The 13,461-nt window shown below is 36.2% G+C and carries 18 protein-coding genes; 12 read left to right on the forward strand and 6 right to left on the reverse strand.

Features of this window, described 5'->3' with window-relative positions; translation table 11 throughout:
* The 3 genes from ACHZK0_RS06210 to ACHZK0_RS06220 all read right to left on the reverse strand — a co-directional run bounded on the left by ACHZK0_RS06210 (position 1) and on the right by ACHZK0_RS06220 (position 2,701).
* Positions 1 to 759, reverse strand: a complete 759-nt coding sequence (locus tag ACHZK0_RS06210; protein ID WP_395761337.1) for a class I SAM-dependent methyltransferase — start codon at positions 757 to 759, stop codon at positions 1 to 3.
* A gap of 140 nt (positions 760 to 899) precedes the next feature.
* Positions 900 to 1,745: a TylF/MycF family methyltransferase gene (locus ACHZK0_RS06215; RefSeq protein WP_270606442.1), complete on the reverse strand. Its 846-nt coding sequence runs from the start codon at positions 1,743 to 1,745 to the stop codon at positions 900 to 902.
* Positions 1,746 to 1,867: 122 nt separating this feature from the next.
* Positions 1,868 to 2,701 (reverse strand): BclA C-terminal domain-containing protein, encoded by an 834-nt coding sequence (locus tag ACHZK0_RS06220; RefSeq protein WP_395761338.1) that lies wholly within the window; start codon positions 2,699 to 2,701, stop codon positions 1,868 to 1,870.
* Between the two features lie 165 nt (positions 2,702 to 2,866).
* Here ACHZK0_RS06220 and ACHZK0_RS06225 point away from each other — a divergent pair, with 165 nt between their 5' ends.
* The 10 genes from ACHZK0_RS06225 (at position 2,867) to ACHZK0_RS06270 (ending at position 10,912) form a co-directional block, all read left to right on the forward strand.
* Positions 2,867 to 3,964, forward strand: a complete 1,098-nt coding sequence (locus tag ACHZK0_RS06225) for a glycosyltransferase (protein ID WP_262742210.1) — start codon at positions 2,867 to 2,869, stop codon at positions 3,962 to 3,964.
* 140 nt (positions 3,965 to 4,104) lie between these two features.
* Complete coding sequence (locus tag ACHZK0_RS06230) at positions 4,105 to 4,794, forward strand: class I SAM-dependent methyltransferase (RefSeq protein ID WP_262742209.1); 690 nt, start codon at positions 4,105 to 4,107, stop codon at positions 4,792 to 4,794.
* Complete coding sequence (locus ACHZK0_RS06235) at positions 4,791 to 5,477, forward strand: glycosyltransferase family protein (RefSeq protein WP_262742207.1); 687 nt, start codon at positions 4,791 to 4,793, stop codon at positions 5,475 to 5,477. Before ACHZK0_RS06230 ends, ACHZK0_RS06235 begins: the two co-directional genes overlap by 4 nt.
* Before the next feature lie 12 nt (positions 5,478 to 5,489).
* A complete protein-coding gene (locus tag ACHZK0_RS06240) occupies positions 5,490 to 6,170 on the forward strand; it encodes a glycosyltransferase family protein (protein WP_061678748.1) in 681 nt (226 codons plus the stop codon).
* A gap of 14 nt (positions 6,171 to 6,184) precedes the next feature.
* Positions 6,185 to 6,922: a sugar phosphate nucleotidyltransferase gene (locus ACHZK0_RS06245; RefSeq protein WP_262742205.1), complete on the forward strand. Its 738-nt coding sequence runs from the start codon at positions 6,185 to 6,187 to the stop codon at positions 6,920 to 6,922.
* Positions 6,923 to 6,930: 8 nt separating this feature from the next.
* Complete coding sequence (rfbC, locus tag ACHZK0_RS06250; RefSeq protein ID WP_061678750.1) at positions 6,931 to 7,476, forward strand: dTDP-4-dehydrorhamnose 3,5-epimerase; 546 nt, start codon at positions 6,931 to 6,933, stop codon at positions 7,474 to 7,476.
* 16 nt (positions 7,477 to 7,492) lie between these two features.
* Complete coding sequence (rfbB, locus tag ACHZK0_RS06255) at positions 7,493 to 8,464, forward strand: dTDP-glucose 4,6-dehydratase (protein ID WP_262742204.1); 972 nt, start codon at positions 7,493 to 7,495, stop codon at positions 8,462 to 8,464.
* Between the two features lie 11 nt (positions 8,465 to 8,475).
* Complete coding sequence (rfbD, locus tag ACHZK0_RS06260; protein ID WP_395761339.1) at positions 8,476 to 9,330, forward strand: dTDP-4-dehydrorhamnose reductase; 855 nt, start codon at positions 8,476 to 8,478, stop codon at positions 9,328 to 9,330.
* Positions 9,331 to 9,439: 109 nt separating this feature from the next.
* Complete coding sequence (gene fabI, locus ACHZK0_RS06265; protein ID WP_002158869.1) at positions 9,440 to 10,210, forward strand: enoyl-ACP reductase FabI; 771 nt, start codon at positions 9,440 to 9,442, stop codon at positions 10,208 to 10,210.
* A 141-nt stretch (positions 10,211 to 10,351) separates the two neighbouring features.
* Positions 10,352 to 10,912, forward strand: a complete 561-nt coding sequence (locus ACHZK0_RS06270; protein ID WP_395761340.1) for a spore coat CotO family protein — start codon at positions 10,352 to 10,354, stop codon at positions 10,910 to 10,912.
* Between the two features lie 60 nt (positions 10,913 to 10,972).
* Here the strand turns inward: ACHZK0_RS06270 and exsY are convergent, their stop codons facing one another.
* Positions 10,973 to 11,431: an exosporium assembly protein ExsY gene (exsY, locus tag ACHZK0_RS06275; protein WP_262742201.1), complete on the reverse strand. Its 459-nt coding sequence runs from the start codon at positions 11,429 to 11,431 to the stop codon at positions 10,973 to 10,975.
* Between the two features lie 125 nt (positions 11,432 to 11,556).
* On the opposite strand from exsY, the gene ACHZK0_RS06280 reads away from it, so the two are divergent.
* Positions 11,557 to 11,916 carry a DUF1360 domain-containing protein gene (locus ACHZK0_RS06280; protein WP_000899662.1) on the forward strand — a complete coding sequence of 120 codons (360 nt, stop codon included), beginning with the start codon at positions 11,557 to 11,559 and terminating at the stop codon, positions 11,914 to 11,916.
* A 101-nt stretch (positions 11,917 to 12,017) separates the two neighbouring features.
* Positions 12,018 to 12,203, forward strand: a complete 186-nt coding sequence (locus tag ACHZK0_RS06285; RefSeq protein ID WP_033656000.1) for a hypothetical protein — start codon at positions 12,018 to 12,020, stop codon at positions 12,201 to 12,203.
* Between the two features lie 76 nt (positions 12,204 to 12,279).
* Here ACHZK0_RS06285 and exsF read toward each other — a convergent pair whose 3' ends face one another.
* The gene (exsF, locus tag ACHZK0_RS06290; protein WP_000492946.1) at positions 12,280 to 12,783 is read right to left on the reverse strand and encodes an exosporium protein ExsF; all 504 of its coding nucleotides are present in this window, start codon (positions 12,781 to 12,783) and stop codon (positions 12,280 to 12,282) included.
* Between the two features lie 167 nt (positions 12,784 to 12,950).
* A complete protein-coding gene (gene cotY / locus ACHZK0_RS06295) occupies positions 12,951 to 13,421 on the reverse strand; it encodes a spore coat protein CotY (protein ID WP_262740932.1) in 471 nt (156 codons plus the stop codon).
* Positions 13,422 to 13,461 lie beyond the last annotated feature (40 nt).

Genomic DNA, 13,461 nt, shown 5'->3' on the forward strand with positions numbered 1-13,461 from the left:
CTACCTTTCAGAAATTTTTTGTGTAAGAATAATATCTTGATAACTGGTGTGTTCAGTTCTGCCACACCATGAACCATAATGGGGAGGAGTCTGTACTTCTAGCCCATATTTATTTAATAGAGTACGAATATCTTCCTCAGGATAGGCAACTGCGAAATTCGGTATATCTTTATTTAGAACATAACAATTGTCAATTTGATGATAAAAACCTAACGTACTTAGTCCTGCATTTAAGTAATAGGAAGATTCAGGATTAATTAAAAAGAAAGTAATAAAACATCTCCCATCTTTTTTCAGAACTCGTGCAATCTCGCATACGTAATGTTCTAATTCTTTCGGAAGGAGATGGGTAAATACAGACGTTAAAAAAATAAAATCAAAGGATTCATCTTCATATGGAAACTTGTATTGGGAGGCATCTTCTTTTCCATCGGGATTGTAGAATTGATTATATACATCGATATGTTCAAAATGGAAATTGTTACGGCGTGTAGAAATGTTATTTTTGCACCATGTAATTCCCGCATTGAATAAGTCAAATCCATAATAAGTACCTTCATCGCTTAAATAATTCATTAATGGAACCGCCATTCGGCCAATGCCGCAGCCTACATCTAACACTGTTTCATTTGATTTTAAATTGCCAATTTCAATAAAATAATGCATAAACTCTTTTCCAACTTCTTCAAAGTCACCACCTACATATTGAACGAGTTCTGGGGGTGGGATTAATGTGATTTCTTTCTCATTTTCGTTCATATATTCACTCCGTCCTTGTAGTAAAGTAGGGGATTTCCATCGTATATATACATGAATCATTTATAGTGAGGGGAACTTTACACAATTAGTTTTTATGAATAAGTAGTGTAATAGAACCCCTTAAAAAATAAAAATATATTCTATTCTTTTCGCCAATAAATACCGAAATCATCAATTTTAGTAATAGGAGCTTGTAAGTTTCTTTCCTTTCTGAAATCTGTTACAGCTTCTGCGCATGTTACTAATCCGTAGTCATCAATAATAATAAAGCCACCTGTTGAAACTTTGTCGTATAAGTTTACAAGACTATCCATCGTTGATTCATACATATCGCCATCAAGGCGAGCAATTGCAATTTTTTCTACTGGTGCTGAAGGCAATGTATCTTTAAACCAACCCTTTAAAAATTTCACCTGATCATTTAATAAATCATATTTTCTAAAGTTTTCTTGCACTGTTTCTAAAGAAACTCGTAAGTAATCGAATGTGTGCAAATAATCACCGTAATCTTTCGGATATTGTTCTAAGTTAGGTGCGGGCAGACCTTCAAACGAATCGGCAACCCATACAGTACGATCCTTAATGTTGTTTGCTTGTAAAAACCCATTCATAAAAATGCATGATCCTCCGCGCCATACACCAGTTTCAATAAAATCGCCTTCTATATTTTCCCTGACTACAGTTTCCATCGCCTCTTGTAATTGATTCATACGTTTTCGACCAACCATACTGTGTGCAGCTCTTGGCCAATCCTTGCCACCTTGACGCTCATTGTTTGAAACGTTAGGATTAACGATTTTTAAATTGTGATTTTCTATATACTGCTTAAGAAATAAAGGAAGTGGAACCGTAACTGGTTCATATGATAGTTCTTTAGATATATGTAACGAAGCAGGTAAGTATGGTTCGTATTCCAACCATATTTCAAATAAAATTGTTTTCTTTAATAACTCAAGATAAAGCTGGACAGCCGATTTATTTTCCATATAAGTGCCTCCTGAAGAATGTCATACAACATTATGACTATGTAGAAAAGAAGGATTTAATGATTGAATTTACCAATGAAAAAGCAGTAAAACTGATATCAGTTTTACTGCTAAGTAAAAAATTAAGCGATTTTTTCAATAATAATAGATGCATTTGTACCAAGAGCTAATGATAGCCCAAGCCCTGTAACGATTACTTCAACTAATGATGGAGTTGTCGTAATTTGCGTAATTGCTTGAACAACGATAGGTGCTCCAACTGAGATTAAAGTGGCCCCAGTACCTGGAACAGATACCCCATTTACTTGGATTGTAAGTCCTCCTAATAGACTTACTGCTGCAGTGTATACGATAACGGTGATTTTATAGAATCCAGTTTGACTAATTACGAAAGTATCAGGATCTAATTGAGAAATTGCTGTACCAAACTGAGATCCAACAGTATTAAATGGTACTGGAGCATTAAGTCCAATATCCAAAGAAATCCCAGCGGAGTTAAATGCATATAATCCTGCTGGAAGTCCTAGGCCGGATGGTCCAGTAGGCCCAGTAGGTCCAGTAGGTCCAGTAGGACCAGTAGGCCCAGTAGATCCAGTAGCCCCAGTGTCACCAGTAGGCCCCGTAGGTCCAGTAGCCCCAGTGTCACCAGTAGGCCCAGTAGGTCCAGTCGTACCAGTTGATCCAGTAGGTCCAGTAGGCCCAGTAGGTCCAGTTGATCCAGTAGGCCCAGTAGGTCCAGTCGTACCAGTTGAACCAGTAGGCCCAGTAGGTCCAGTAGGTCCAGTAGGCCCAGTAGGCCCAGTAGGCCCAGTAGGTCCAGTAGGTCCAGTAGGTCCGGTAGGAAGGGTAAACGGTGGTATTGGTGGTAATGTTGGTCCTACAAGATTAGGGTCAAATGCACTAGCTGATAAAGATTCATCGGGATTCAATCCATCTGAATAATTATTATTTGACATAAATTCACCTCCATAAAGCGTTCATTATATAGTAGATGCAAAACCGAAAGAAAATGACACGGACATTTGAATTATTGAAAAGAAATCTTAAACTGCTTGTGCAAGTTAAAAAAGTGGAAAGTTTATTGTATGTATAACATATGATTGATTTGGAAGAGGGTGATTATGTTGAACAAGCAAGGAATTACAATTAGTTTATGTATGATTGTTCGAGATGAGGAAGATACAATAGGTCGATGTTTAGATGCAGTCGAAAAAATTGTTGATGAAATTATTATAGTTGATACAGGTTCCATTGATCGAACGAAAGAAATTGTAGCTCAATATACCTCTAACATATATGACTTTCCATGGATTAATGATTTTGCGGCAGCAAGAAATTTTTCTTTTTCAAAAGCAACGCAAGAGTATATATTGTGGCTAGATGCAGATGACGTATTATTAGAAGATGCTCAAGAAGCATTGAAACTCTTAAAAAGAGAATTGGATCCTAAAATTGATGCTGTTTCGATGCCTTATCATCTTGCAATGGATTCTAGCGGGAAACCTTTATATTGTACAAAAAGAAATCGACTTGTAAAGCGTGAAAAACAATTTCAATGGTTTGGAAAGGTTCATGAGTATTTAGCTATTTCTGGTGAAACTTTTAGTAGTAATGTTGCTATTACACATAAAAAAGAAAAAAAGGTAACAAATCGTAATTTGAAAATTTTTCAAAATGCTGTAGCTGCAGGAGAAGAATTGAGTCCGAGAGATTTATTTTATTACGCAAATGAATCTATGGATAACCAAAAATATGATGATGCAGTTATGCTATATGAAACATTCCTTAATCAAGACGAAGGATGGTATGAAGAGAAAATTTATGCATGTGGTAAGTTAGGAGATTGCTATGCAAAGCTTGGATCATGGGAAAAGGCAATTGAATCTTGCGTGAAGTCGTTTCGATATGATGTTCCTAGAGGAGAGAATTGTACAAGGATAGGATATATATATATGGAACAACAAAAATATAACGAAGCGATATTTTGGTTTAAACTTGCAACGGAAGTACCAATGGCGACGGAGAGTCCGTTTCATAGTCCAGCGAGCTACACATGGCTTCCCTATTTACAAATGTGTATTTGTTATAGCAAGTTAGGAGAGCAAGATAAAGCTTATTATTACAACGAATTAGCAGCTGCTTATGTTCCAAATAATGCTGCAATCGAATATAACCGCAAATATTTTCGGGATGTTTTTAATAAACAATATAAAGTGTAATAAGTTTCGTTTTGTTAGAAATGGTTTATCGTTATTCTAACTCTAATAGATTGGTTATATATTAGTGTATCAGTAATGGAACCGGTATTTGATGAATGAGATTTATATTTCAAATTCAATTTGCATAAGGAGTGTGTAAAATGAATCGTGAAAAAAATTCCCTATATGAAGAAAAGTCCGAGCATTATTACAATGCAGCGAATCCGAATTTATTAAAGCACATAAAAAAGGAATGGAAAGAAGTTCTTGATATTGGTTGCTCGGGCGGTGCATTGGGAGCGACTATAAAAGAAAATGGCACACGTGTATCTGGAATTGAAGCATTCCCAGAGGCGGCAGAAAAAGCAAAAGAAAGACTTGATCATGTTATTTTAGGAGATATAGAAAAAATAGATCTTCCTTATGAGGAGGAGCAATTTGATTGCGTCATATTTGGGGATGTATTAGAGCATTTATTTGATCCGTGGGCTGTAATAGAAAAAGTAAAGCCATATATAAAAGAAAATGGTGTGATTTTAGCTAGTATACCGAACGTTTCTCATATCTCAGTATTAGCTCCTTTACTAGCTGGAAATTGGACGTATACAGAATATGGTTTATTAGATAAAACACATATTCGTTTCTTTACATTTAATGAAATGCTACGAATGTTTTTAAAAGCAGGTTATTCGATTAGTAAAGTAGATCGTGTATACGTTGATCATAAAATGTACGAACCACTTATTGAGGAATTATATGGAATTTGTAAAAAATATCGTCTTGGAAGTGGCTTCATGGCTGAGACGGTCGTATTTCAGTATATTATTGAAGCAGAAAAATCCCAGCTATGAGTGCTGCTGAAAAAACAATATTATTTGTTACATGTATAAATGATCGGAAAATGTATGCACAGTGCGTACGACATATATTGAGCTTAGCAGTGCCTCCAGGGTATATTGTACAATTTATGCCAATTCGGAATGCGAAAAGTATGACGAGCGGATATAATCAAGCGATTTCGCATCCAGCGAAATATAAAGTATATATACACCAAGATGTTTTCATTATGAATGTGGCATTTTTATACGGATTACTTCAATTATTTAATGAACATGAACATCTTGGAATGATTGGAATGATTGGAGCCCAATATGTTCCTCCAAACGGGATATGGAATGAAGGCAGGGAAATTGTTGGGAAAGTAATTGGTTATATGAATGATTTATTTTATATGGCAACTCAAGAAAAGCCGTACCATGACTCAAAAACATTTATGCCAGTTGAATGTATTGATGGTTTATTGATGGCAACGCAATACGATATTCCGTGGCGAGAAGACTTGTTTGATGGATTTGACTTTTATGATGTATCTCAATCATTTGAATTTAGAAAAGCTGGCTATACAGTTGGGGTTCCTGTACAGCGTGATGCGTGGTGTATTCATTATCATTTTGATGTGAATATGACCAACTATGAAAAGTATAGAAAGATATTTGTGGAGCACTATATGTCAGATGTAAATCAAGACGAATAGAGGGGCTACAAGATGAAGGATCATACAATATTAGTCGTTGTTTGTATAAATAATGAAGATTTATTTGAACAATGCGAGAGACAAATAAGAAATCTTTTTGTTCCCCCTGGTTATGTCGTACAAATTTTTCCGATACGAGATGCGAAAAGTATGGCAAGTGCATATAACCGGGCACTTTCATATCCCGCGAAGTATAAGGTTTATATACATCAAGATACTTACCTTATTAATCGAGAGATGTTTTATACACTCATTTCTCTTTTTAAAGATAACGAAAAACTTGGTTTAATTGGCGTAGCTGGTGCTCAGTTTTTACCGAGCAACGGGATATGGTGGGAAGGGAAAAATTTAGTGGGGAAAGTGATTGAGTACAGAAGACAAAATTATCAATTGTTAAATTTAGATCAGCTGTTTTATGGGAATCAATCATTTATGTCAGTTCAGGCAATTGATGGATTATTAATGGCCACACAATATGATATTCCGTGGCGAGAAGACTTGTTTCAAGGATTCCACTTTTATGATGTGTCGCAGTCTTTAGAATTTCAAAAGGCGGGTTATTTAATTGGTATCCCTAATCAAGCAAATTTATGGTGTATTCACTACAACGGGGATGAGTTTGATGCGGATACATATGAGAAATATCGGAAAGTGTTTGTAGAACATTACAAAGATATACTATCTCCATCATAAGGGAGAGATGTAGGATGAAAGGAATTATTTTAGCAGGTGGAACTGGATCGAGATTATATCCAATAACGAAAGTAACGAATAAACATTTGCTTCCTGTTGGACGTTATCCAATGATTTATCATGCAGTATATAAGCTGAAACAATGCGATATTACAGATATTATGATTATCACAGGGAAAGATCATATGGGAGATGTTGTTAGTTTCTTAGGAAGCGGTCAAGAGTTTGGCGTGTCTTTTACGTATCGTGTGCAAGATAAGGCTGGGGGAATTGCACAAGCATTAGGACTTTGTGAAGATTTTGTCGGGAAAGATCGTATGGTAGTTATATTAGGAGATAATATTTTTTCAGATGACATTCGTCCGTACGTTGAAGAGTTTGCAAATCAAAAAGAAGGTGCGAAAGTACTGCTGCAATCTGTAGATGATCCGGAGAGATTTGGCGTAGCGCACATTCAAGACAGAAAAATAATTGAAATTGAAGAAAAGCCGAAAGAGCCGAAAAGTTCCTATGCAGTTACAGGAATTTATTTGTACGATTCGAAAGTCTTTTCTTATATAAAAGAATTAAAACCTTCCGCAAGGGGAGAACTTGAAATTACAGATATCAATAATTGGTATTTAAAACGAGAGGTACTTACTTATAATGAAATGGGCGGTTGGTGGACTGATGCGGGAACTCATGTTTCTCTTCAAAGGGCGAATACGTTAGCACGGGATATAAACTTTGGTAAACAGTTTAACGGAGAATAGGTGAGAATATGAAAGTTGTAGAAACAAACTTTATCGACGCAAAATTGTTAGAACCGAGGTTATTTGGAGATGAGCGTGGCTTTTTTACAGAAAGTTATAATAAGAAGGTACTAGAAACATTAGGAGTTACGTATTCATTTGTACAGGATAATGTTTCTTATTCGGCAGAAGCGGGAACGATTCGGGGATTACACTTTCAAAAAAATCCGAAAGCACAAACGAAACTTATTCAAGTTATGCAAGGGGCAATCTATGACGTTATCGTTGATTTGCGAAAAGATTCACCAACGTTTAAACAGTGGAGAGGATATATTTTAAGCGCTGATAATCACCGGCAATTATTAGTGCCAAAAGGATTTGCACATGGTTTTTGTACACTTGTCCCGCATACGATTGTTATGTATAAAGTAGATGAGTATTATAGCGCAGAGCATGACTCAGGGTTACTTTGGGAAGATAAAGAATTAGCAATTCCATGGCCGGTAACAAGTCCTATTTTGTCTGATAAAGATCGAATATTACCGTTACTTCAGGAATGTGAAGATAGCTTTTGAGTAGGAGAGTTGTTATATGAATATATTAGTAACAGGTGGGGCCGGATTTATTGGAAGTAATTTTGTTCATTACATGTTACAAAGCTATGAAACATATAAAATTATTAATTTCGATGCATTAACATATAGCGGGAATTTAAATAACGTGAAGTCTCTTCAAAATCATCCGAATTACTCTTTTGTAAAAGGGGAAATTCAAAACGGAGAGCTGTTGGAGCATGTTATTAAGGAGCGTGACGTACAAGTAATTGTTAATTTCGCAGCTGAATCACATGTGGACCGTAGCATTGAAAATCCGATTCCTTTTTATGATACAAATGTAATTGGGACAGTCACCTTATTAGAATTAGTAAAAAAATATCCACATATTAAACTTGTGCAAGTATCAACAGATGAGGTGTACGGCTCTTTAGGGAAAACAGGGCGATTCACCGAGGAAACCCCGTTAGCTCCAAATAGTCCATATTCTTCCAGTAAGGCGAGCGCCGACATGATAGCTTTATCTTATTATAAAACATATCAATTACCAGTTATAGTAACGCGTTGCTCCAATAACTATGGACCGTATCAATATCCTGAAAAGTTAATTCCATTAATGGTTACGAATGTGTTGGAAGATAAAAAATTACCGTTATATGGCGATGGATTAAATGTAAGAGATTGGTTACATGTAACGGATCATTGTAGTGCGATTGACGTCGTTTTGCATAAGGGACGTGTAGGGGAAGTATATAATATAGGTGGAAATAATGAAAAAACAAATATAGATGTTGTGGAACAAATCATGACTCTCTTAGGAAAAACGAAAAAAGACATTGCGTATGTTACAGACCGTTTAGGACATGATCGTCGTTATGCGATTGATGCACAAAAGATGAAGAATGAGCTCGGGTGGGAACCGCAGTATACGTTTGAACAGGGGTTGAAAGAAACGGTGGAATGGTATGAACATCATATAGAATGGTGGAAACCACTAAAAGAAAAGTAAGGGGCATATAAATGAAAGAACGGATTATCATAACAGGAGCAAACGGTCAATTGGGAAAGCAACTACAAGAAGAGTTAAATCCTGAAGAATATGACATATATCCATTTGATAAAAAGTTACTAGATATAACAAATATATCCCGAATGCAGCAAGTGGTACAAGAAATAAAGCCACATATCATTATTCATTGTGCAGCGTATACGAAGGTTGATCATGCAGAGAAAGAACAAGATATTGCGTATAAAATAAATGCAATAGGAGCTCGAAATGTAGCGGTTGCTTCCCAATTAGTAGGGGCGAAGTTAGTTTATATTAGCACTGATTATGTATTTCAGGGCGACAGACCGGAGGGATACGATGAATTTCATAATCCGGCGCCGATAAATATATACGGAGCTTCTAAGTATGCTGGAGAGCAGTTCGTTAAAGAGCTACATAATAAATACTTTATCGTTCGTACATCGTGGTTATATGGTAAGTATGGAAATAATTTTGTGAAAACGATGATGCGATTAGGTAAAGAAAGAGAAGAAGTATCTGTTGTAGCAGATCAAATCGGTTCTCCTACTTATGTGGCGGATTTAAATGTAATGATTAATAAGCTCATTCGTACTTCTTTATACGGTACGTATCATGTGTCAAATAGAGGTTCATGTTCTTGGTTTGAATTTGCAAAAAAAATATTTTTGGATGCAAATATGAAAGTGAATGTATTACCTGTTTCAACCGAAGAATTTGGATCAGCGGCAGCGAGACCGAAATATTCTATTTTCCAACATAACATGCTACGATTAAATGGTTTTTCACAAATGCCTTCTTGGGAAGAAGGATTAGAGCGTTTTTTTATAGAAACAAAAAGTCATTAACAAAATTTAAGTTAATGACTTTTTTGTTTGCCTTTAAGAGGTTTTATGGTACTATAATTATAGTATCAGGTACTAATAACAAGTATAAGCAATTCTGGGAGGATATATCATGGAACTATTACAAGGGAAAACATTTGTTGTTATGGGCGTTGCGAACCAAAGAAGTATTGCGTGGGGAATTGCTCGCTCTTTGCATAATGCAGGTGCAAAATTAATATTCACATTTGCAGGAGAACGTTTAGAGAGAAACGTTCGTGAATTAGCGGACACATTAGAAGGACAAGAATCACTTGTATTACCTTGTGATGTAACAAATGATGAAGAACTTACAGCTTGCTTTGAAACAATCAAGCAAGAGGTTGGTACAATTCACGGTGTTGCACACTGTATTGCTTTTGCAAATCGTGATGATTTAAAAGGTGAATTTGTAGATACTTCTCGCGATGGATTTTTACTTGCACAAAATATTAGTGCATTCTCTTTAACAGCTGTAGCAAGAGAAGCGAAGAAAGTAATGACAGAAGGCGGAAATATTTTAACGTTAACATACCTTGGCGGCGAGCGCGTTGTGAAAAACTATAACGTTATGGGTGTTGCGAAAGCTTCATTAGAAGCAAGCGTGAAATATTTAGCTAACGATTTAGGCCAACATGGCATTCGCGTTAACGCTATTTCTGCAGGACCAATTCGTACGTTATCTGCAAAAGGTGTAGGCGACTTTAACTCAATCTTAAGAGAAATTGAGGAGCGCGCACCACTTCGTCGTACAACAACTCCAGAAGAAGTTGGGGATACAGCAGTATTCTTATTCAGTGATTTAGCACGTGGCGTAACAGGAGAAAACATTCACGTTGATTCAGGGTATCATATCCTAGGATAAATATAAGAGTAATTTTTTAAGGACAATCTCTACATGTTGAGATTGTCCTTTTTATTTGTTCTTAGAAAGAACGATTTTTAACGAAAGTTCTTACCACGTTATGAATATAACTATAATAGTACACGATTTATTCAGCTACGTATGGAAGTGGGAGGGACGAGTGTGAAGAATAAAAATAAAAGTTCAACAGTTGGAAAACCGTTGTTATATATTGCGCAAGTAAGTTTGGAACTTGCTGCACCGAAAATAAAAAGGATCATCTTAACAAACTTTGAAAATGAGGATCGAAGAGAAGAAAGTAATAAAAATGAAAATGCTGTAAGTAGTGCTGTGGAAGAGGTAATAGAACAACAAGAGCAGCAAGTAGAAGAAATAGAAGAAGAGGAACAAGTACAAGAACAGCAAGAACAGCAAGAACAGCAAGAACAGCAAGAACAGCAAGAACAGCAAGAGCCAGTGAGAACAGTCCCGTATAATAAATCATTTAAGGATATGAATAATGAAGAGAAAATTCATTTTTTATTAAACCGCCCTCATTATATTCCAAAAGTAAGGTGCAGAATAAAAACGGCTACCGTTTCTTATATTGGATCGATTATCTCGTATCGTAATGGAATTGTAGCTATTATGCCACCAAATAGTATGAGAGATATTAGGTTAGCCATAGAAGACATCAAATCGATTGATATGGCCGGCTTTTAAATATGTAAAGGTGGTAGAAAGCTTCTACCACCCCAATAGTTTTTTAGTTCACTTTATTTATTAGATAGAAACGTCGCGTAAGCATTGAATCGCACAGAAGCAGCTTAAATCAACAGTAATACAAGTAGATGTCGAGATTAATCTTGCATTTGGTACAGCTAAAAACGTACAAATTGGATCGTCACCAGGCGGTACAGGAGAACCGTCACCTAATACTACAGTTAACACACGTAAGACAGCACAGCTATCATCATCTACGCTTTCCACACGGAAAATTGGAGATCGGCAGCTAGTAAGGCTTGAAGATGGTGCAAATGCTTCAAAAGGTTCACCAGTTTTTGTGTATAAAATAAAAGGGCGTGTATTTGCTACTGATGCAGTATTGTGTGCTCCTAAAAATGGGATTTCACAACCAGATCCACACGTAGTAGTAGAGCAATCTTGTAATTCATTGATGAATTTTACAACGTCAACTACACAATGAGAAGAGCTATGGTGTTTATTTTCGTTACAACTCATTAATGTCACTCCTTATCTTCTTGTTTGTATTTACATTAATAAGATATTGGAGTCGGAGAGATTTGGTCACAATCTCAAGACCTTTTTTTTTAAATAGGCGAAAGAAGATAAGGGAAGGTGGAATCATGCTGTTTACAAGTTGGCTTTTATTCTTTATTTTCGCGTTAGCTGCTTTTAGGCTCACCCGTTTAATTGTGTATGATAAAATTACAGCTTTTTTGCGAAGACCGTTTATTGATGAATTAGAGATTACAGAGCCAGATGGAAGTGTATCAACTTTTACAAAAGTAAAAGGTAAAGGATTAAGAAAGTGGATTGGCGAATTATTAAGCTGTTATTGGTGTACAGGTGTATGGGTTAGTGCTTTTTTATTAGTTTTATATAATTGGATCCCTATCGTTGCAGAGCCGTTACTTGCATTATTAGCTATTGCAGGAGCAGCAGCAATCATTGAAACGATTACAGGATATTTTATGGGAGAATAATATATTTTCATAATACTAGAAAAAGCGGAGTTTAAAAGAATGAGGGAACGGAAATAAAGAGTTGTTCATATAGTAAATAGACAGAATTGACAGTAGAGGAGATGTTTGCTGTGAGCAATAATCCAAGGCAAAATTCATATGACCTGCAGCAATGGTATTACATGCAGCAACAACACCAAGCACAACAACAGGCATATCAAGAACAATTACAACAACAAGGATTTGTGAAGAAAAAGGGATGTAATTGCGGGAAAAAGAAGAACACAATAAAACAATATGAAGAATGAAACACTCATGTTACTGTGAGTGTTTTTTATTATACATATAAAAAGCGGTATTTCAAAGGAGAAATACCGCTTTTTACTAGCTAATTTGTGCAACTGTTAATGCTGCAGCACGGATGTCCACAGTTCCAAGCAGTTCAACTGGTACAATTTGAATTAAGTCACCAGGGTTTAAGTTAATAAGAATAACACCACTGGATACATCTACTTCACCAGTACCAATAACGTTAGATCGAACCGCTGTACCTGATCCAGGAATAATGTTAGCCGGCGTACCTAATGATAAGAAGAAACGACCAGCTTCTGGTGCGGTAGGAACGTTATCAAGACTAATTGTTAATGTATAACTGATTTGATAAATACCAGCTACTTGAATTCGAATGCCATCTCCGACACTTACTGTATTGTTTATTACAGGAACAGTAATATTTGGGTTTGGACTTACGCTAGGTAATAGTAATGGTGTGAATAATGAAGCGAACTGAGGACCGGAAGCGTTGAAAGCAAAACCGAATGCAGGCAGTGTACTAGCTGGTTTCGCCTCACAATCGATTTTAGTAAATTCGCAATCAGAAGAGAACATGTTTTTCACTCCTTTATCTGTTTCTACTTTCAGTTAATGAAAAGGACAGGTTCTATGTTCTAGACAAGTTCCCAATTTTATGAAAAATACATAATAATACCTTTTAAGCATGGATTGGGTGGCAGAAAACTCTGCCACCCAATCCATGCTTAAATTAATATTTAGTTTTATATAGAAACATCGCGTAAGCATTGAATAGCGCAGAAACAACTTAAATCAACAGTAATACAAGTAGATGTCGACACTAGCCTTGCATTTGGTACAGCTAAAAACGTACAGATTGGGTCGTCACCAGGTGGTACAGAGGTACCATCACCTAAAACTACAGTTAATACACGTAATACAGCACAGTCATCATCATCTATACTTTCTACGCGGAAAATGGGAGATCGGCAACTAGTAAGGCTTGCAGATGGTGCAAATGCTTCAAAAGGTTCTCCAGTCTTTGTGTATAAAATAAAAGGACGTGTATTCGCTACTGATGCATTGTTATGTGCACCTAAAAATGGAACTTCGCAACCGGATCCACATGTTGTAGTTGCGCATTCTTGTAATTCATGTATAAAACGAACGACATTCGATACACAGTTGAAATCACAATCATGGTGATGATGGTCTTCGTTACAATTGCAGCTCATTATGTTCACTCCTTATCGTGAGTTCTGACATACACTATTA

The organism is Bacillus sp. 3G2, from assembly GCF_044324725.1.
In the GTDB taxonomy this organism is placed as follows: domain Bacteria; phylum Bacillota; class Bacilli; order Bacillales; family Bacillaceae_G; genus Bacillus_A; species Bacillus_A mobilis.